Genomic DNA, 19,673 nt, shown 5'->3' with positions numbered 1-19,673 from the left:
TCCTCGCAATGACGAACCTGCGGCATACTTGAGGCGCGGACAGGAGCCGCGGCTCGAGCGCCCAACTCCGGACGAGCACCGCAGCGGGGCTGAAAGATATCGCGCAAACTCTTCAACTCCAGCCAAGCTGATCTTGCAGTGTAGCGCTGCTGCCTATCGCCACATCCCGCGCATGCGCGCGGCGGCGTCGATCCTCGGACCTTGCGCGGCGTTGCGCGCGCCGGCAGCCGCGGCAACCGGCCAGCTCGTGCGTTCGAACAGCGACAGCAGGGCTTCGGGGATGAACCGCGTCCGCGACGCATAGACGTGGCGGTCGCCTTTGGCGCTCTGGTTGTGGGTAAAGAAGCGCTGCGGCACGACGAGATGCAGGTCGTCCTTGGCGCGGGTCATCGCGACATAGAGCAGGCGCCGCTCTTCCTCGAGCTCAGCGCTCGTGCCGGCGCCGAGATCGGACGGCATGCAGCCATCGACCACGTTGAGCACGTATACCGACTTCCATTCCTGGCCCTTGGCGGAATGGATGGTGGAGAGGATCAGATAGTCCTCGTCGAGCAGCGGTACGCCCGCCTTGTCGCTCGTTGCGTCGGGCGGGTCGAGCGTGAGCTCGGTGAGGAAGCGCTCGCGCGAGGCGTAGCCGCTCGCGATCTGCTCGAGCTGGATCAGGTCGGCGCGGCGCACCTCGGCGTCTTCGTGAATGCGATCGAGGTGCGGCTCGTACCACAGCCGCGCCCGCTCCAGGTCGGCCGGCCACTCCGAATAGCGCAGGTTCTCGACGGTGCGGATGAACGCCGTCCAATCATTGCCAGCACGAGGCGGGGCGGGGACGCCGCACAGCGCGCCGATGGGATCCGCGCTTTCCGCCATGCGATCGAGCACCCGCTGCGCGGAGGCCGGCCCGACGCCGGGCAAGAGATGCAGGATGCGGAAGCCGGCGACGCGGTCGCGCGGATTTTCGACAAAGCGCAGCAGCGCCAGCATGTCCTTGACATGCGCGGCGTCGAGAAACTTCAGGCCGCCGAATTTCACGAACGGGATGTTGCGCCGTGTCAGCTCGATCTCGAGCGGGCCAGAGTGCGAGGAGGTGCGGAACAGAACCGCCTGGTGCTTCAAGAGCGAGCCTTCCTCGCGGTTCGCCAGCACCTGCTCGACGATGTAGCGCGCCTGGTCGGCTTCGTCGCGTACCGCGACAAGCTGCGGCTTGCGCGTCGAGGCGCGGTCGGTCCACAGGTTCTTGGTGAAGCGTTCCCTGGCGAGGCCGATGACGCCGTTGGCGGCCGACAGCACCGGCTGGGTCGAGCGGTAGTTGCGGTCGAGGGTGATGATCTCGGCGCGGGGCGAGAACTGGTGCGGGAAGTCGAGGATATTGCGCACCGTCGCCGCACGGAAGGAATAGATAGACTGCGCGTCGTCGCCGACCACCGTGAGTCCGCACCCGTCGGGCTTGAGCGCGAGCAGGATCGAGGACTGCAACCGGTTGGTGTCCTGATATTCGTCGACCAGCACATGGTCGAAGCGGCTGCCGATCTCGTCCGCCAGCGCGGCATCCGACATGGTCTGCGCCCAGTAGAGCAGGAGGTCGTCGTAGTCGAGCACGTGCTGGGCCTGCTTGGCCTCGACATAGGCGGCGAACAATTGCTTCAACTCGGCCGCCCAGCCGGAGCACCAGGGATAGTGCTGCCCGAGCACCTGCTCGATGCCCATCTCGGCGTTGACGCAGCGGGAATAGATCGCAAGGCAGGTGCCCTTGGCGGGAAAGCGGGTCTCGGTCTTCGAGAACCCGCATTCGTGCCGGACGAGGTTCATCAGGTCGGCGGAATCCTCGCGGTCGTGGATGGTGAAGGCGGGATCGACGCCGATGCGCTCGGCATATTCGCGCAGGATGCGCGCGCCGATGCCGTGGAACGTGCCGGCCCAGCTCAAGGCGTCGCGCATGATGGCAGCATTCTCGCCGAGCACCTTGCGCGCGATCCGCTCGACCCTGGCGCTCATCTCCGCAGATGCCCGCCGCGAGAACGTCATCAGCAGGATGCGGCGCGGATCGGCGCCGCTCACGATCAGGTGCGCGACGCGGTGAGCGAGCGTGTTGGTCTTGCCCGAACCCGCGCCGGCAATCACCAGGAGCGGGCCGCCGACGGTGGCGTCAGGGCGCACGCCATGCTCGACGGCGCGCCGCTGCTCCGCGTTCAGCGTGTCCAGATATTTCGCAGCGGTTGCAAGCACGAATCGCTCCCAAGAGGGCCAGACTCGGCGATCTCGGCGCAAACCGCAATGCGAGGATGGCCGGCGCGAGCCGGGGGCACTTTGAAAGTGGTGGAAGAGGCCCAACCGCTCGGAAATCTCTCGTCCAGTTCCGGGCGTCGCGAGGATATGATATCGGCGCGACTGTTCGTTCAGCTCCAGGTCTATCGATTTCCCAATGACGCAACCCAGCACTGAGAACTTCGAGATGCGACGGCTGGAGTCGCTGAGCAACACCATCTTCGGCGTGGCCATGACCCTTTTGGCCTATGACCTGCCCAAGACAGGCGCCTTCGATGCCATGCCCGACTGGAGCGATCTTTTCAGGGTCTATGCCGGGCGGCTATCGGCGCTGGTGTTGAGCTTCATCATCGCCGGCGTGTTCTGGATCAGCCATCACCGGCGGCTGGCGCGCCAGCCCGAGGGCGGCCGCGGCTTGGTGATGCTCAATCTGTTTTTCCTGCTGTCGATCATCCTGTTGCCGGTCACCAACGGACTCTATGCCAATTACCGCCTGAGCAGCGCCGTTGCCGTGCTGTACGGCCTGCATCTCACAGCGATTGCAGGGCTCAATGCCTGGCTGTGGGCGCTGGTCCCGCAGTGCAGGCCCCACGAATTCGCAGGCGCTATCTTCCCGGTCCTGGTGTTTATCCCCGGCACGGTCGTGGCGCTGATCGCACCTCAATATGCGCAAGTCCTGTGGTTTCTCGCCTTCGGCGGCCTGCTGGTGAGCCGTTTCTTGGCCAAGAAGCCTGCTGCGGGCGAATAACCAGTCCGCTCACCCATCGCCCGCCGGCTCCTCGGTTCTCGGAAAGGCGTGGCCCGGCAGGAACAGCCGGATGGGGCGGATCTCATAGACGGCGCTGGGATTGGCCCGCCGCAGCTCGCGACAAGCTTCCACGACCTCATCCTCGCTCGCAAAATCCATGACATAGAAGCCGAGGAGCTGCTCCTTGGTCTCGGCAAAGGGACCGTCGATGACCACGCCGGCGCCGGGACCACGCAGGGTGCGCGCCTTCCCGGTCTCGCCGAGCCGAGCCGCTGGCCCGAGGTGTCCTCCCGCCGTGAGCGGATCGTGGACCTTGCTGAGCCCGGCCATGACGGCCGCGTCCTCGTCGGCCGTCCAGGACATCACCTCGGATTCCACGTGATAGGCGAGTATCGCGTACAGCATCGCTCCCTCTTCTTTGGCTGTCCTTCAGACCAAAGGACGTTTGTCGTCTGACGGTTCCGACACATGATAGCGGGGAAATGGGTGGCGGGCCGGCCTGTTTCGATCACACGACTAATGGGCCGGGCTGGCGGTAATTCCTTGCTTGCCGCAACAGTGACGAAACCGTCCGCTTGCGGACTTTGATGGCTGAAGTCCCAATTGGCCGGGATGGCGTTGGCGGTTGCCTTGCTGGTTGTCGTCCCTTTGGATCGCGAGCGGGTCTCCAAGGCAACGAAACGCAGAACTCCGCGGGTGAAGTTACGGAATGAGCTCCAAGTCAGCATCGGAATATCGCTTAGACTTCCCTTCCAGATAGTAGTGGTAAGTGGCCAGTCTGTGGTGCCAGATAGATCGTTCGATAATGCCTTCGTAAGGCGAGTTACGATCCAAATGAGTCACTCTCACTCGCGTTCCATTCTTGAACTTCGGCTCAGGAATGGCTCCGGCGTCAGATCTTCTGCGAAACAGGTCTTTGATCGCCATCCTAGTTCACCAATCTTCCATTTCGAATCGTAACCACGGTGGAACCGGTTGGCCAATATCCTGATTGCGGCCGTTGCCATCCCTGCGCGCTGGTGCGAGCTGCCCGCTCGTTGAACGAAAACGCCGCGGGCCTGGTGCCGCCCTTGTCAGGGACTGTTGAGGAACTGCATGACCAGCTTCTCGCGCAAGCGAGCCAGTTCGCCGCTCGCGTCCATTTCCTCAATCACCTTCTCGACTTTCCTGGCGAGATCGCGATGTCGCTCGTGCAGGTAGTGATAAATGTAGATTCTCTCGATCGGCGGCGACAGCGGGTAGATGCGCGATTGCAGATTCAGCTTCTTGACCGCGACGCGCCCGCTGAACAGATCCGTGACCATCACATCGAAACGGTCGGCATCCAGCATGCGGATCAGGGCTTGCAGGTCGGTCGCAGCCGTGACGTGGCTCATGCCTTTCGTGCCGGCCTCGGAAGAGCCGACGCCTCGCACGATGCCAACGCTGTAGTCCTTGATCGAATTCCAGCCCTTCACCTCGAAATGAAGCCTGGTGGTGAAAACCGCCGGCTCAATGTAATTGATGGGCGGCGAGATTTGCACCAGGGTGGGGTAATCTTGTGCGACTTTGGCAATCCTCTGGATTTCGCCGTCGAGTTCGCCGGCACTGCTGAGCGCCAGTGCACGCTTGCCGGGGACGTCCGCGAATTCGATTGCGATGTTCAAGCGGCCGTAGACGACCCGCAATATCTCGCCCCCGACATACTGGTCGGGAATGTCAGCTATTCTCGACAATCGGATGACCGATTGCGCATGGGACGGGATGCCGGACAGAAGCGTCAACACGCAGACAAGGAACATCCGCCACACGACGCAGGTCTCCTTTGCTTTTTCCTTGCTGCAGCTCAATATCGAGATCGATCCGGTCTGCCAACTTTAGCAGATGACTGCCGCGGCCACCGACTGGCTGCTACGGCCCCGGGGTTTCACCGGTGTTGTTCTGGCACGCATGATGATACCTTCAGGGAATTCCTGAGGCTGGGCAAAAAATTTACCCGCACCGCTCAAGATCGGTTGAGGGTGCCGCAAGAGGCTCTTCAGGTCCGGAGGAATGGGCAACCGAGAGAAGAATCCCCGCCGTAACGGCGCCGTCGCGCCGGTGGCGGCAAAGAACGACTTGAACGGGATCGCGTCTCCGATTCTGGAACCTGGCCTGTTGGGGTTCTTCAAGCGGCTTCGGGGTACCGTCGGTCTGCGACTGCTCGCCGCCGTGTTGCTGTTCAGCTCGCTCGTGACGCTGACGCTGACCGGGGTTCAACTCTATCTGGAATACGATCGCGACGTCAGCGCCATCGAGAACAGGCTGAACGAAATCGGCCGGAGCTATGTTGGCAGTCTCGCTGAAAGCGTGTGGAACCTCGATCAAAACCAGCTGGAACTCCAGCTCAACGGGATCCTCCGCCGACGGGATATCCGTGCTGTCGAGGTACGCGAAACCATTGATCGTCCGAATCCCATCCGCTTTGTAGTCGGCCAGCGTGGCACCCAATCGCTCATCTCCCGTGAATACCCCCTTGATCACTTGATACAGGGCGCCAGGCATCAGATCGGCGTCCTTTACGTCGAGGCGACGCTAACGAATGTCTATCGACAACTGCTGGACCGGACGCTGATCATTCTGGTGAGCCAGGCAGCCAAGACTTTTCTCGTCTCGTTCTTCATTCTTTACGTGTTTCACTGGCTGGTCACGCGACACCTCGTTACAATTGCCGAGTATGTCAGCTCGTACAATTTTGTACGCCCGCCTCCGCCCCTGCGGCTGGATCGCCGGCCGCCGCGCAAGCCCGATGAACTGGACAAGGTGATCGACGCGTTCAATGGCATGTGCGGGAATCTGCAGCATGCCTACGGCGAGTTGCGTCAGGCCAATGTCGAACTTGAACGAGACCTTGCTGTCCGGGAGCAAGCCGAAGAGAACGCGCGCAAGAGCGAGCAGCGGTTCCGTGACTACGCCGAGACGGCTTCCGACTATTTCTGGGAAATCGGCCCGGACCTCACTTTCACCTATATATCCGATCGGATGGGTGCCTTCGGTGCCGACAGGGATAAGCTGATCGGAAAAGACCCTGTTGATCTGGCGCTGGCCGCCGGCGCCGACCCGGAGGTGATGCGCGAGCACAGGGCGAGGGTGGAGCGGCACGAGCCGTTCCGGAACCTCGAGTATGCCCGTCGCGATTTCAACGGGCCGGTGCGGTGGGTCCGCGTCAACGGCCGGCCCGTCTTCGGCTCCGACGGTTCCTTCCTGGGCTATCGCGGCTCGTCCAGCGACGTGACCAAGCAGCACGAGGCCGAGGAAAGGCTGCGCCAGTCCCAGAGGATGGATGCGATCGGTCAGCTCACCGGGGGTGTTGCGCATGATTTCAACAACGTCCTGACCGTCATCACCGGGACGATCGAGATTCTTGAGGAAGGCGTAAAGGACCGGCCCCAGCTCGCCGCGGTTGCGCAGCTCATCGACGATGCGGCCACGCGTGGCGCCGAGATTACTTCCCAGCTTCTGACCTTTGCGCGCCGTCAGCCGCTGCAACCCCGCAAGGTCGACGTGAACGGGCTGATCACCGAAACGGCCAGGCTGATCAACCCCATCCTGGGCGAACACATCGAACTCAAGCTGGAACTCGCAAAAGATGCGTGGTCGGCACTGGCCGATCAATCGCAGCTTTCCGCCGCGATCATCAATCTCGCCGTGAATGCGCGAGACGCGATGCCTGACGGCGGCAGGGTGACGCTCGAGAGCGCCAATGTCACGCTCACTGGACCTGATGTCTCCGCGGATGATGAGGTGAAGCCCGGCGATTTTGTGATGATCGCGGTGACCGACACCGGCCAGGGTATTCCGGCCGAAATCCGCGACCGGGTGTTCGAGCCGTTCTTCACGACCAAGGGGGTAGGCCGCGGCACCGGGCTGGGGCTCAGCATGGTCTACGGCTTCGCCAGGCAGAGCGGAGGCACGGTGAAAATCGACAGCGAGGAAGGCCGCGGCACGGTGATCAGGCTGTATCTGCCCCGCGCGACCGGGCAGGCGGCGGTAGAAGTGGAGCCGGTTCGTGCGCCCATCGCGACCAGTGCGCACGAGAAGATCCTCGTGGTGGAAGACGATCCGCTGGTGAGGGGCTATGTGATCGCCCAGCTCGGCAGCCTGGGTTACAAAACGCTTTCGGCGAGCGACGGAGCGGCGGCGCTCGCGCTCGTCGATCAGGGCGCCCAGTTTGATCTCCTGTTCACGGACGTGATCATGCCGGGAGGAATGAATGGCCGGCAACTGGCCGACGCCGTCCTCAAGCGACGTCCGGGCGTGCGCGTGCTTTACACCTCGGGATATACCGAGAACACGATCGCCCACCACGGCCAACTCGATCCCGGCATAGCCCTTCTCAAGAAGCCGTATCGGAAGTCCGAACTGGCGCGGAAAATCCGCGAGGTGCTGGAGGGCGGCTAGCGCCGCGATCGCCCATCCACGAAGAAAAAACGCGGCGGGATTGCTCCCGCCGCGTCTGACTGTTGAACTCGCTGGTCCAGGCGCTGAGAGCGCCGGTGCCAAGCCGCCAAGAAGCTCAGCGGGCGATCCCAGCGAGGTGACAGCGCTTGTGATAAGACACTGGATCACCTCCTTTCGTTGTTGAGGAAGCCTTCGATATAGGTGCGCGCCCGGCCGGCGTTAAGGGCCGGGTGGGGCGGTGGAACGCGGCCCGGGACAGTTGAGACGGGCGGCGGGGCGTGATAGGTGAACCCGTAGGCGCGGGTGTAGCTCAATGGTAGAGCAGCAGCCTTCCAAGCTGAATACGAGGGTTCGATTCCCTTCACCCGCTCCAAGTAAATCAACAGGTTAGCGGCAGCTTTTCCTGATTCCGCGTGCCGAGAGCAGGTAAGGGAGTCGGTGAACCTGCGCTTCCGAAATAGCGCGCGCACGCTGCGGGCATTGCGGACCGAGCAGCGTTCATGGCGCGATGCGATGTCTTAGCGATCGCCGCGATCGTGTAGAAGACGGGGCACTTGCACTACGCGCGGCCATCACCTCCTCGGTTGCGAGCACTCCGGATAGCGTCGGCCGCAATGCGAGCAAACCGGGTTGCGATGAGGCCTAATGAGCCGTCGGCGCGTCCAGCCCCAGGAAAGCACGCACTTGGGCGGCGATGGTTTGTGCATCCTTTTTGTCGGCGGCTGGCAGCGCCCAGGCCGTACCGCTTCGCGCTACAAGCACCGCGTTGCACATCTCGACACTGGACGCGCGGTCAACGGCTGTATCGACCGCGCATTCGCAAATGTCGGATAAGGACATTTCCGCGGGCTTGCGGGTCCATAGCAGTATCTTCCTGTGCAAGGTTGCTGTTCCAGCATGCCTGTCTAGCGTAACTGTGGTCGCGCCGGACGTTACCACAAGTTGGCTTGGGCTCTCGCTGACGTTAGCCATCGTGTCCTCCGTCTCTGCGGGAAAGCGGCGAACAGGGTCGATCTGGCGCACAATGAGAGCTGGTTCAATCCTGCAAATCGCCGCAGCCGGAACCGGAGCAGGTAGCTGAGCGGATGGATGGCTCCAGGAAGCGCCGCGAGATCGTCAAGGAAATCGCGTGCGAAATCGTGAGTAGAAGAACCGCCGTCGACCATTGTCTGCTCGTCAACGGCATTGGGCGGGCATCAGGTCCAAATACGACATGAGCGACAGCGGCGGCATGGAGGTCCTGGCGCAGTCTGCGCCGGTCGATAATGACGCGCGCCGTTTAGTCAGGCCCAGCGTTGAACGATCCATTCTGAGCCGGGAAACTCATCCGGCCTCGCCTGGGTTGCGGCTGGAGTCAAGCACCTGCGATGGCCGCTATCCAGCTCGATGACAACTCGGGAACTCGACGAGCTGACGACCGTGCTCGTGATAATGGTCGCATCCCCCAGGATAATGGGCATCTCAACACCCTCTGGTGGACAAGCAACATCGCTCGCATTGGCGGTCAGCCACACCGACGCGCCGGTCTCAAGGTTCCAATAAGGAGTGTGCGCAGCCCAACCCACAGGTGGCCTCCGCAAGTGAGGAGAACCTTCTTGGGGTGAACTCCGATCAGTGAACCTGAGTTTTGACGTTAATCGGGCGCCTGAAGTGACAAATCGCCTCATTCATCCGCAGGTTGTTCAGCAAAGGTGTTGCTCTACGATGCTGCGTTCCTCAGTGCGATCGCACATCAAAAGTCACGCGGCCGCCTTGCCGACAATCTCGGTGTTGAACCAGGCGAGATAGTTTTCAAGCTGGTGTCCCTCCGTCAGGAATTCGAGTTCGACCGCGAGCCGGTGGCCCGAAACCCCGCGAACGATGAAGGGAAGGTCGATTGCGAGTCCCTCGATCCTGAGCGTGCCGTGGTCAAGAGCTTTCAGTTCGCTGACGACATCGATGCCGGCACCATGTTTGGAGATGCTGATCAACTTGCCTTGGATCGCGCGTCCATCCGCTCCAATCACTGAAACGGCCTTGGCGATGGTGAAACGTTGTTCGCTGCGTCGATCGGCTTCTTCGGCTGATGTCCTTACCGTCCGAACCAGGCGCTCCCGAAGGCCCGCTATGTTCGAGCTTACGGTGCCTACCGCCTTTCTCACATCCGAAGAGTGATTCCTGACTTCGCCCGCGTCGTCGCTGACTGTCGTGATTTGCGAAGAGATCTGGCGCGCAACAGACGCCGACTCTGAAATGCTTCTCGCGATCTCGGTCGTTGCCTCCTGTTGCTGCTTGATGGCGCCGTCTATTTCGCTGGAGACCGCGTGAATCTCCGAGATGCGAATGCCAATCGTCTTGACTGCATCGACGGCCGCCTTGGTGGAAGATTGTACTTCGGAAACCAGCGTGGAGATTTCGTCGGTTGAACTCGCAGTCTGATGCGAGAGCGATTTGACTTCGGCCGCGACCACGGCAAAGCCACGGCCAGCTTCGCCTGCGCGAGCCGCTTCGATGGTTGCGTTCAATGCAAGCAAATTGGTCTGAGCCGCAATACCCTCGATAAGGCCTGAGACTTCGGCAATCTTGTCCATTCTGGCGGCGAGGAGCGTGATCGTTTCCTGCGCCTCTGTTCCTCCGGAGACCGCCTCCGCGATAAGTTTGCTGGCCTTGGAAATTTGTTCCGCCATGGTTCGCGTCGAAGCTGACATCTCCTCAGCCGATGCAGAAACGGTTTCCGCATTCGCGAGCGACTCTTCGGAGGCAGCCGCCACCGTCTGCGCCTTCTCTGAAAGGCGCTGAGCCAATGCCGAAAGTCCGTCGATAGCCACATCGACGTCCTTGTTGACCGTGGCGACGAGCTCGATCGAGGAGCCGGCTTCCTGCTCGAGTGCGCCGGCCATGCTTCGCATCGCGTCCCTTCTCAAGGTGATCGCCTGAGTATCTGCCTTGATTTGCTGCGCTTTCAATCTCTCCTTCTCTCTCGCGTTGTTGGCGAACACGGCAAGAGTCGCGGCCATCCCGCCGATCTCGTCCGAGCGACCGGAGAACGGAATTTCCACAGCCAGATTTCCGACAGCTATCTCCCGCATCGCTCCGGTCATTCGAACGATCGGACGGACCACGCCGTAGGCGAGGCCCAGCAGGCCCGCCAGGATCACTGCCAGCACCAATGCAGAAACGCTCCATACGACGTAAGAGATCCTTCTGTCTCGCTCGTCCGCCAGCGCTTCCGTATCTGAGTTCTGCTTGGTTGCGCTCTCAACAAGTCCGTCGATGACAGCTCGATGGGCTTGATATGCATCCGTTAGCCGCGAATAGGCCTCCTCGCTCGACGTCCCCCGGCCGGAGCGAATGGCGGGAAGTAACTCCGTTTCGAGGATCTGCCAGAATCGCTTTACGTGAGCGTCTGATCGGACGACAAGCGTTTCCCGAAGCTCCGGCTGAAGTCTGGAGGATGCCCAAAATGCTCTCCGATCCTCGTAGTCCTTCCTTAGCTGAGTGAGTTTCGTTTGATGCCGGTCGAGATTGCCAGCATTCCGAAGCGCCATCGTCGCTTCCAGGTACGCTTCGAGAACGTATTCCGGCGGTGGCAAGATGTCAGCGATCAGGTCATTTCCAAGCTTGATGCTGGAATAGATCGGGCCGCCAACCTTCAGCTCGCGAAGCGCATAGGCGCTCGTTATGATCACCGAGATGACGGCCACAGCGAGCGTGAGTCCAAAGGCCCAAATTGCAGTCGAAATCGAAACACGCATTTTCATCGATGTCGCTCTGTGGCAAAGGAGCTTGACGAAGTCGCGGTTAAGTTGTGATGATTCACGTTTACGATCAGTTAACTTGAGCGCGGGTGCCCGGTCTTCGAGGTGACCACGGCATCACTGGGCGGATGCAGACGTTCACTGTCACGCGCGCGCAGAGGCGTCGAATGCGGGCTAGTGTGCCGCCAGTTGCTGGGTGACAGTTGCGGTATCACCAAGCGGTGCTGTCTTGCCGCCGTCATTCCCATCGGCACGGACAGGAAAGTATACTGTGCAGCGAACCCCGTCCGGTTCGAACAACACGGTCGTATCGCCTTTCCCTTCCGGGAACGCACTGCGCAGCAGCTTGGTGCCGAAACCAGCTCGGGACGGCTGAGCGACAGGTGGTCCAAATCGCTCCTGCCATTTCAGACAGCCCCTGTGCAGCGATTCTTGCGACCAGGAGATTTCCACGATGCCGCTCCGGTTCGACAGCGCGCCATATTTTGCAGCGTTGGTTGCGAGTTCGTGGATGAGCAAGGCGAACGACACCGCGCCGTCTTTCGACAGCCTGAGCGGAGGACCTTCCATCACGAACCGATGTGCCTCGAAGGGCATAACCGCCGTCCGCACGAGCTCCTCGACGTCGATGTCGTCATCGACAACCTCGTCGATCAGATCTTGCGCGTGCCCGAGTGCGGCGAGCCTTGCCATCAACATGTTCTGAGCCTCACGCAGGTCGCTGGTGGAGCGAAAGGTCTGACGTGCAACGGCCTGAATCAAGGTCAGCGAGTTCTGAACCCGGTGGCGCATTTCCCGCGCGATGGTCGCGGCGCGCTCCTGTTCTCGCACGAGGGCGTCCAGCACGACGTGAACGAACGTCGTGAGCGCGATGATGGTGCTGGCGACTACCCAGAACGCGATCAGTCGGACAAGCCCGTCGTTTGAGAAGCTGAAGCTGAAGCGTGGCGGAATCCAGAAGTAGGCAACCAGCAACGCGCCGAAAAACGCTGTGCTGATTGCCGACCATGCGCCACCGAAAAGCCCTGCCGCCACGACGGTGGGAAACAGCAACGTGAAATAGAGGTCACCATTGATGAAGGGATCGACAGCGGCCCGGCACACGAGGGTTGTCGCGATCGCCGCGACGGCAATGGCCTGTCCGCGCCAGAACGGGCGTTCCTTGCTCGGAAGGTGAGGGATCACTCTACGCAACGTCGATCGTCCCTGATCGCGATCTCAGACTAAAACCAGCGATACCTGTTCTCGATAACCGGAGCGGCATCCCGGCCGCTTGATCTCGGTCAATGTCGGTGGCCGCGCGCGGAATTGGCCGGAATGCTCATCCGGCGCGACCGCACCGTAGCCCTTGGCTGGAGAAAGCCGCAAACTGCGTGGACCGCTCGAACCCGTTCGATCGTCAGTGCCGACCGCTTATCCGCCCCCCAATTCCCGGCTCACGGACTTCGCAGTCTCGATCAGCGCCTGCAGCACCGCGCCATGGGGCGAAAGATCGAGGCTGCCTTGCGGGCCGAGCGTGGTGATCGCACCCGCAAGCCTGCCGTTGTGGTCGAAGATCGGTGCGCTTGCCGCGGCGACGCCGGGCAGAAGCAAGCCCTCGATCAGCGAGTAGCCGCGGCGGCGCACCGCTTCCGCCAGCTCTTCGACTTCGGCTTGTGATCGGCAGCCGCGCCGCAGCGTTTCCCGCGCGAGTTCCTGGACCTCGGTGCGGATCAAAGCCGTGAGCTCGTCGGATTTCATGTAGGCGCAGAACACGTGCCCGGTGGCCGAAGTCAGAACCGGCATCACCGAGCCGACGCGGACGTTCACCGTTACCGGGCGCGTCGATTCCTGCCAGCGTACGATGGTCGGGCCGCGATTGCCCCACACGGCGAGGAAGCAGGATTCGTTGACGGCGTCGGTAAAGCGCGCCAGCGCGCGGGCGGCGATCGCGACGACGTCGACCTGGCGTAGCGCGGCCAGCCCCATCGCCAGCGCCTCGGGTCCCAGCAGGTAATGTCCGGTGTCCGGATCCTGCGCGGCAAAGCCGGTGCGCACGAAACTTGTAAGGTACCGGTGCAGTTTGGCGGGGGCGAGGTCGGCGTCCCGGGCGAGGCGCGCCAGCGTCACGCCGCCGCCGGCGGAGGCAAGGCACCGCAGCACGTGCATGCCGATTTCCACGGATTGGACCCTTTGCCGTCGTTTGGCGTCTTCACTCATCGCATCCACATCTTGAGAGCCATTCTTGACATGAGTTCCATGTTGCGTAACTTATAGCGCAATGCGTAGTAGTGACAGGGAGGAACGCAAAAATGGCGTCTGTCACGCTCAAGGAAGGCAGCGAAGTCGCCGCCTCCGCCTGCCCGGTTCATGCCGGGCCGGCGGAGCCGCGTTCGCCGACCGGCTGCCCTGTGTCCTCGCGGGCGGCTGAGTTCGATCCGTTTGAAGGCCCGTACCAGCTCGATCCCGCCGAAGCCCTGCGCTGGGCGCGCGAGGAGGAGCCGGTCTTCTACAGTCCCAGGCTCGGCTACTGGGTGGTCACACGCTATGAGGACGTCAAAGCCGTCTTCCGCGACAACATCCTGTTCTCACCGTCGATTGCCCTCGAGAAGATCACGCCCGCGCCGCCGGAAGCTGAGGCGATCCTCAAGAGCTACGGCTACGCGCTGACCCGTACGATGGTGAACGAGGACGAGCCGGCGCACATGGAGCGGCGCCGCGTGCTGCTCGAATCCTTCGCGCCGGAAGCGCTCGCCACACACGAGCCGTCGATCCGCGCCCTGACCCGCCAGTACATGGACCGCTTCATCGACAAGGGCAGGGCCGACCTCGTCGCGGAGATGTTCTGGGAAATTCCGCTCACGGTCGCGATGCATTTCCTGGGCGTCAAGGACGACGACATCGAGCAGCTGCGCCGCTATTGCGTCGCGCACACCCTCAATACCTGGGGCCGGCCGACGCGCGAGGAGCAGCTGCAGGTTGCCGATTCCGTCGGAAAGTTCTGGCAGCTCGCCAACCGCATTCTCGATGCGATGATGGCCGACCCGCGAGGCGAGGGATGGATGTACTTCTCCATCCGCCAGCACTTGAAATTTCCCGATGTCGTGCCGCTGTCCTATCTGCGCTCGATGATGATGGCGATCCTGGCCGCCGCGCACGAGACGACGTCGAACGCGACAGCGAATGCCTTTCGCCTTCTGCTCTCCAACCGCGAGGTGTGGGAGGAGATCTGCGAAAGCCCGGCGCTGATACCCAACGCCGTTGAGGAATGCCTTCGCCGCGCCGGCTCGATCGTGGCGTGGCGTCGCCTCGTGACCGCCGACACCCGCATCGGCGAGGTCGAGATTCCCAAAGGGGCAAAACTCATGATCGTGATGGCCTCGGCCAATCACGACCAGCGCCATTTCGAAAACCCGCTTGCGCTTGATCTCTACCGCGAGAACTGCGCCGAGCATCTGTCGTTCGGCTACGGCGCGCACCAGTGCATGGGCAAGAACATCGCCCGGATGGAGATGCGGATCTTCCTGGAGGAGTTCGTCAAGCGCCTGCCGCACATGGAGCTCGTGCCGCAGGACTACAAATACCTGCCGAACATCGCCTTCCGCGGCCCTGATAGCCTGTGGGTGAAGTGGGACCCGGCGAGGAATCCGGAGCGCACGGACCCGTCGATCCTTTCCCGCCAGCAGTCGTTCAAGATCGGCGCGCCGCTGCGTGCCGGCATCGTGCGCCAGATGCGCGTCGCCGCGGTGGAGCCTGCGGCCGACGGGGTGCTTCGCTACGTGCTGGAGCATCCGCACGGGCGTCCTTTGCCGCCATGGAGCCCGGGATCGCATATCGATTTCTGCATCAGTGGCTACGAACGGAAATATTCGCTGTGCGGCGACCCGTCGGACCGCATGCGCTACGAGGTCGCGATCCTGAAAGAGGAGCAGGGCCGGGGCGGCTCGAAATTCATCCATGAGCAGATCAAGGCCGGCAGCGTCATCCCGGTGCGCGGGCCGAAAAACCATTTCCGGATGGACGAAGACGCCTCGAACTACGTGCTGATCGCCGGCGGCATCGGCATCACCCCGATCATCGCCATGGCCGACCACCTCAAGCAGCTCGGCAAGCCTCACGCCGTGCATTATGCCGGACGCTCGCCGATCAGCATGTGCTTTGTCGAGCGGCTGAAGCGCGATCACGGCGCAAACCTGTTTTTGTACGACAAGTCGCAAGGTGAGCGCATGGACCTCCGCCAACTGACCGGCCAGGTGGGGCCGGGCACCCAGGTCTACGCCTGCGGACCGGAACGGCTGCTTGCAGAGCTCGAGGAACTCGCCAGGGGCTGGCCGGAGAATACGCTGCATGTCGAGCATTTCTCGGCGGCGGGCTCGCTGCTCGATCCCGAGCACGAGCACGGTTTCGATGTCGAGCTGAAGGACTCAAACCTCACCATCCGCGTAGCCCCGGACCAGACGGTGCTGCAATCCCTGCAAGCGGCCGGCATCGACGTCGCCTGCGATTGCCAGGAGGGGCTGTGCGGCTCCTGCGAGGTCCAGGTGCAGGACGGCGAAATCGACCACCGCGACAAGGTGCTGACGCAAGGAGAGCGCGCCCGGAACAATCGCATGATGGTGTGCTGCTCGCGCGCCCGCGGCGGCAAGCTGACGCTATCGCTGTAGGGCTGGTCAGGCGGGGGTCCTGCGGCCGGCGCCGGAAAGCCGCGACGGCGCCGCTGCGCGGATGGCGGCATGCCGCCAGTGCAGTGCTGAAAGTCCGGAAATAGTGTATCGGCAGATGGCGCCGCGCGGCTTGGTCCGGCCGCCGCGCCAACAGCCAGTTCCGGAGGAAATGTTCATGTCGGCTTTGCCGCTTTCAGGCATCAGGATTCTTGACCTTACCCGCGTGCTCGCCGGCCCGTTGTCGGCGCAGATGCTGGGCGATCTCGGCGCGGAGGTGATCAAGGTCGAGCGGCCCGGCACCGGCGACGATGCGCGCGCCTTCGGCCCGCCTTACCTGGTCGACCCCGAGGGCAAGGCCAACAACAACAACTCGTTCTATCTCTGCGCCAACCGCAACAAGAAGTCGGTCACGGTCAATATCGCAACGCCGGAAGGGCAGGAGATCATCCGCGAGCTGGCGAAGACGGTCGACGTGTTCATGGAGAACTACAAGGTCGGCGACCTTAAGCGCTACGGTCTCGACTACGAATCCATCCGCAAGATCAACCCCGGCGTCATCTACTGCTCGGTGACCGGCTTCGGCCAGACCGGGCCGTACGCGCCGCGCGCCGGCTATGATGCGATTTTTCAGGCCATGGGCGGCTTGATGAGCGTCACCGGCCACATGGACGGCGAGCCCGGGGCAGGGCCGATGAAGGTCGGCCCCTCGATCGTCGACTACATGACCGGCATGAACACATCGATCGGCATTCTTTCCGCGCTCTATCATCGCAAGGTCAATGGCGGGCAGGGGCAGCATATCGATGTCTGCCTGCTCGATACCGTCATCGCCTCGCTGTCACATTACGCGCAGATCTTCCTCGTCAACGGCAAGAGCCCGCCGCGGCGCGGCACCTGGGGCAATGGCGGCATGCCGGCCGGCGTGTTCCGCTGCTCGGACGGCGAATTGATGCTGGTGGTCGGCAACGACGCGCAGTTCGCGCGCACCTGCGCGGTGCTGGGCGCGCCTGAACTCGCCACCAACCCGAAATTCTTGAAGAACAACGACCGCGTCGTCCACGGCAAGGAGATCATGGCGATCTATGCCGGCCTGTTCCTGAAGGACACCGTCGCGCACTGGCTGACGAAGCTGGAAGAGGCGGGAATTCCCTGCGGTCCCGTCAACGATTTCGCCCACGTCTTTGCCGATCCGCATGTGCAGGAGCGCGGCATGCGGGTGAAGGTCAAGCACAAGTTCGGGCCCGAGCTGTCCCTGATCCGCAACGCGCTGACGTTCTCCGAGACGCCGATCACCGAATACCGCGCCCCGCCGCTGTTAGGGGAGCACACGCGCGAGATCCTGTCGTCCACGCTTGGCTATGACGAGGCCAGGCTCGAGGCGCTGAAGAAGCAGGGCGTGATCTGAGACGTCAAACTGTCCGCGACTCGCTTCACCTCTCCCGCTCGCGGGGGAGGTCGCTGCGCTCGAAGAGCGCGGCGGGTGGGGGAAACTCTATCCACTTGACGACTGTATCTGCGGCGGCGCCCCCACCCCAGCCCTCCCCCGCAAGCGGGAGAGGGGGCGCAGCTCCGGCGTGGCTTACTCAATCAGTATCAGCCCTTTTTGGTTTCACCGCAGCAGCGGTGCGGTGCGTCTGGGAGCCGTCGTGGTGTTGCTCCTTTGCGTTTCCGCTCCCCTCAGTCCCGCCACCGCCACGCTCACCACGCGCTCGATGATGACCTCGACGTCGTCGAGGTCGCACTTTCCATCCGACAGTTTGGTCAGGCGCTCGCTTTCGCGGATGGTGTGGTGCGCCATGGCGAGGGCGAAATGCAGGCCCCAGAAGATCTCGACCTCGTCGCGGTCGGGCAGCGCGCGGCGCATCGCCGCGGCGAATTTCCGCAAGTGATCGATCTCGCGGTTCTTGATGCGACGAATCGGCGGCACCGATTCGATCGAGGCGCGGATCATGAAGCGCGCCGCGGTCGAGCGCTGGTTCTCCGGACCCAGGCAGCCGCGCAGCGTGGGGCCGACCAGCGCACGCAGGATCTCGTCGATGTCCGCGCGCCCGCCGCCTTTTTCTTCCGCCGCGCGCAATTTGTGCAAGCGTTCGCGATTGGTGGCGATGCTGCGCGTGACGAACAGTTCGGCGATCAACTCGTCCTTGGAGCCGAAATGGTAGTTCACTGCGGCCAGGTTGACGTTCGCCTCCGCGACAATATCGCGCAGCGTCACGTCGGCGAAGCCGCGATCGGCGTAGAGCCGCTCGGCGGCAGCAAGAATGGCGGTCCTGGTCTGATCGCTCGCCATAAGTGTCCGTCAGTGAGGAGTTGCAATTCAAACAGTTGTATGAAACTATCGTTTGAAGAGCCCGGATTGTCAATCCGTCCGACGCGCCCTTTCCGCATTCACGACGAAGTGGCTGCGGAACGGCCAGCCTGCGAGCGAATGCCGCTTGCGGGGCAGTGGGCGCGGGAAGACAGTGCGGCGCCACGATAAGGCCGAGGCTTTCAAGGCGAGAGTTTCAAGCAAGCGAGGAGCGTCCCATGGATTTCACGTTGTCATCAAAGCAGAAGGAATGGCTCGAGCGCGTGCAGTCGTTCATGACCAAGCACGTGCGCCCCGCTGTTCCGATCTACAAGCAGCAGGACGCCGAGGGCGAGCGCTGGAAGGTCATTCCGATCCTCGAGGACCTCAAGAAGAAGGCGAGGGCCGAGGGCCTATGGAACATGTTCCTGCCGCCGTCCTCGCACGACGACGAGGAATTCCACGGCGCGGGATTGACCAATCTCGAATATGCGCTGCTGTCGGAAGAAATGGGCCGTATCAGCTGGGGCTCGGAAGTGTTCAACTGCTCGGCGCCCGATACCGGCAATATGGAAGTCCTGTTCCGCTACGGCAACAAGGAGCAGAAGCGCCAGTGGCTGCGTCCGCTGATGGACGGCGAAATCCGCTCCGCGTTCCTGATGACGGAGCCGGCGGTCGCCTCTTCGGACGCCACCAACATCGAGACGCGCATCCAGCGCGACGGCGATCACTACGTCATCAACGGCCGCAAATGGTGGTCGTCGGGCGTCGGCGATCCCCGCTGCAAGATCGCGATCGTGATGGGCAAGACAGATCCCAACGCGGCCAGGCACCAGCAGCAGTCGCAGATCCTGATGCCTCTCAATACGCCCGGCATCAAGGTCGAGAAGATGCTTCCCGTGTTCGGCTTTGACGATGCGCCGCACGGCCATGGCCAGGTGCTGCTCGAGAACGTCCGCGTTCCCGCCAGCAACCTTCTGCTCGGCGAGGGCCGTGGCTTCGAGATCGCGCAGGGCCGTCTCGGCCCGGGCCGCATCCATCACTGCATGCGCACCATCGGCAAGGCCGAGGAAGCATTGGAGAAGATGGTCAAGCGGCTGATGTCGCGCACCGCCTTCGGCAAGCGCATTGTCGAGCATTCGGTGTGGGAGCAGCGCATCGGCGAGGCGCGGACCAACATTGAGATGACCCGCCTGCTGACCCTCAAGGCCGCCGACATGATGGACAAGGTCGGCAACAAGACCGCGCAGGCCGAAATCGCCATGATCAAGGTCGCCGCTCCCAACGTGGCGCTGAAGATCATCGACCAGGCCATCCAGGCCTTCGGCGGCGCGGGCGTCTCCGATGATGCCGGCCTTGCCAAGGACTACGCCAACATCCGCACCTTGCGGCTCGCGGACGGTCCGGACGAGGTGCACAATCGCGCCATTGCCAGACTTGAGCTTCGGAAGTATGCAAACTCTCCCAAGCAGTAAAAAGGGAGCGGCCTGATGGCGCTCCTTAACCGTCATTCCGGGATGGTCCGAAGGACCAGACCCGGAATCTCGAGATTCCGGGCTCGATGCTGCGCATCGCCCCGG

Annotated in this window: 13 protein-coding genes and 1 tRNA gene; 6 read left to right on the top strand and 8 right to left on the bottom strand. The window is 62.6% G+C overall.

Annotated features, from left to right (window positions below; translation table 11 throughout):
• Positions 1 to 153: 153 nt before the first annotated feature.
• Positions 154 to 2,220: an ATP-dependent helicase gene (locus HY852_RS15130; protein WP_291605575.1), complete on the bottom strand. Its 2,067-nt coding sequence runs from the start codon at positions 2,218 to 2,220 to the stop codon at positions 154 to 156.
• A 196-nt stretch (positions 2,221 to 2,416) separates the two neighbouring features.
• Here HY852_RS15130 and HY852_RS15125 point away from each other — a divergent pair, with 196 nt between their 5' ends.
• Positions 2,417 to 3,007, top strand: coding sequence for a TMEM175 family protein (locus tag HY852_RS15125; RefSeq protein WP_291605574.1), 591 nt, complete (start codon positions 2,417 to 2,419; stop codon positions 3,005 to 3,007).
• A 9-nt stretch (positions 3,008 to 3,016) separates the two neighbouring features.
• Here HY852_RS15125 and HY852_RS15120 read toward each other — a convergent pair whose 3' ends face one another.
• On the bottom strand, positions 3,017 to 3,412 hold the full coding sequence (locus HY852_RS15120) for a YciI family protein (RefSeq protein ID WP_291605573.1): 396 nt from the start codon (positions 3,410 to 3,412) through the stop codon (positions 3,017 to 3,019).
• 668 nt (positions 3,413 to 4,080) lie between these two features.
• Positions 4,081 to 4,797: an ABC transporter substrate-binding protein gene (locus HY852_RS15115; protein WP_291605572.1), complete on the bottom strand. Its 717-nt coding sequence runs from the start codon at positions 4,795 to 4,797 to the stop codon at positions 4,081 to 4,083.
• 241 nt (positions 4,798 to 5,038) lie between these two features.
• Here HY852_RS15115 and HY852_RS15110 point away from each other — a divergent pair, with 241 nt between their 5' ends.
• Positions 5,039 to 7,426: an ATP-binding protein gene (locus HY852_RS15110; protein ID WP_291605571.1), complete on the top strand. Its 2,388-nt coding sequence runs from the start codon at positions 5,039 to 5,041 to the stop codon at positions 7,424 to 7,426.
• Positions 7,427 to 7,725: 299 nt separating this feature from the next.
• A tRNA-Gly gene (locus HY852_RS15105) sits at positions 7,726 to 7,799 on the top strand.
• A gap of 269 nt (positions 7,800 to 8,068) precedes the next feature.
• Here HY852_RS15105 and HY852_RS15100 read toward each other — a convergent pair.
• From HY852_RS15100 to HY852_RS15085, 4 genes are all read right to left on the bottom strand, one after another.
• Entirely contained in the window at positions 8,069 to 8,398 is a 330-nt protein-coding gene (locus HY852_RS15100; RefSeq protein ID WP_291605570.1) for a hypothetical protein, read from the bottom strand.
• Between the two features lie 767 nt (positions 8,399 to 9,165).
• Positions 9,166 to 11,166, bottom strand: coding sequence for a methyl-accepting chemotaxis protein (locus HY852_RS15095; protein ID WP_291605569.1), 2,001 nt, complete (start codon positions 11,164 to 11,166; stop codon positions 9,166 to 9,168).
• A gap of 171 nt (positions 11,167 to 11,337) precedes the next feature.
• Complete coding sequence (locus HY852_RS15090) at positions 11,338 to 12,348, bottom strand: HWE histidine kinase domain-containing protein (protein WP_291605582.1); 1,011 nt, start codon at positions 12,346 to 12,348, stop codon at positions 11,338 to 11,340.
• A gap of 228 nt (positions 12,349 to 12,576) precedes the next feature.
• A complete protein-coding gene (locus HY852_RS15085; protein ID WP_291605568.1) occupies positions 12,577 to 13,362 on the bottom strand; it encodes an IclR family transcriptional regulator in 786 nt (261 codons plus the stop codon).
• Between the two features lie 92 nt (positions 13,363 to 13,454).
• Between HY852_RS15085 and HY852_RS15080 the strand changes: the two genes are divergently transcribed.
• The gene (locus HY852_RS15080; RefSeq protein WP_291605567.1) at positions 13,455 to 15,806 is read left to right on the top strand and encodes a cytochrome P450/oxidoreductase; all 2,352 of its coding nucleotides are present in this window, start codon (positions 13,455 to 13,457) and stop codon (positions 15,804 to 15,806) included.
• A 175-nt stretch (positions 15,807 to 15,981) separates the two neighbouring features.
• Positions 15,982 to 17,211: a CaiB/BaiF CoA-transferase family protein gene (locus tag HY852_RS15075; protein WP_291605566.1), complete on the top strand. Its 1,230-nt coding sequence runs from the start codon at positions 15,982 to 15,984 to the stop codon at positions 17,209 to 17,211.
• Between the two features lie 204 nt (positions 17,212 to 17,415).
• Here HY852_RS15075 and HY852_RS15070 read toward each other — a convergent pair whose 3' ends face one another.
• Positions 17,416 to 18,096 carry a TetR/AcrR family transcriptional regulator gene (locus HY852_RS15070; protein WP_291605565.1) on the bottom strand — a complete coding sequence of 227 codons (681 nt, stop codon included), beginning with the start codon at positions 18,094 to 18,096 and terminating at the stop codon, positions 17,416 to 17,418.
• A gap of 236 nt (positions 18,097 to 18,332) precedes the next feature.
• Between HY852_RS15070 and HY852_RS15065 the strand changes: the two genes are divergently transcribed.
• A complete protein-coding gene (locus HY852_RS15065) occupies positions 18,333 to 19,568 on the top strand; it encodes an acyl-CoA dehydrogenase family protein (RefSeq protein WP_291605564.1) in 1,236 nt (411 codons plus the stop codon).
• Positions 19,569 to 19,673 lie beyond the last annotated feature (105 nt).

The organism is Bradyrhizobium sp. (assembly GCF_016213215.1).
In the GTDB taxonomy this organism is placed as follows: Bacteria; Pseudomonadota; Alphaproteobacteria; order Rhizobiales; family Xanthobacteraceae; genus Bradyrhizobium.
Note: the sequence above shows the minus strand (reverse complement) of the source record. Positions and strands in the feature narration are given on the sequence as shown.

What these genes read in the sequence shown, in the direction of transcription:
- HY852_RS15075 (WP_291605566.1), top strand. Translation starts at nt 15,982, where the DNA reads ATGTCGGCTTTGCCGCTTTCAGGCATCAGGATTCTTGACCTTACCCGC.
- HY852_RS15110 (WP_291605571.1), top strand. Translation starts at nt 5,039, where the DNA reads ATGGGCAACCGAGAGAAGAATCCCCGCCGTAACGGCGCCGTCGCGCCG.
- HY852_RS15085 (WP_291605568.1), bottom strand. Translation starts at nt 13,362, where the DNA reads ATGAGTGAAGACGCCAAACGACGGCAAAGGGTCCAATCCGTGGAAATC.
- HY852_RS15080 (WP_291605567.1), top strand. Translation starts at nt 13,455, where the DNA reads ATGGCGTCTGTCACGCTCAAGGAAGGCAGCGAAGTCGCCGCCTCCGCC.
- HY852_RS15120 (WP_291605573.1), bottom strand. Translation starts at nt 3,412, where the DNA reads ATGCTGTACGCGATACTCGCCTATCACGTGGAATCCGAGGTGATGTCC.
- HY852_RS15065 (WP_291605564.1), top strand. Translation starts at nt 18,333, where the DNA reads ATGGATTTCACGTTGTCATCAAAGCAGAAGGAATGGCTCGAGCGCGTG.
- HY852_RS15070 (WP_291605565.1), bottom strand. Translation starts at nt 18,096, where the DNA reads ATGGCGAGCGATCAGACCAGGACCGCCATTCTTGCTGCCGCCGAGCGG.
- HY852_RS15100 (WP_291605570.1), bottom strand. Translation starts at nt 8,398, where the DNA reads ATGGCTAACGTCAGCGAGAGCCCAAGCCAACTTGTGGTAACGTCCGGC.
- HY852_RS15095 (WP_291605569.1), bottom strand. Translation starts at nt 11,166, where the DNA reads ATGAAAATGCGTGTTTCGATTTCGACTGCAATTTGGGCCTTTGGACTC.
- HY852_RS15125 (WP_291605574.1), top strand. Translation starts at nt 2,417, where the DNA reads ATGACGCAACCCAGCACTGAGAACTTCGAGATGCGACGGCTGGAGTCG.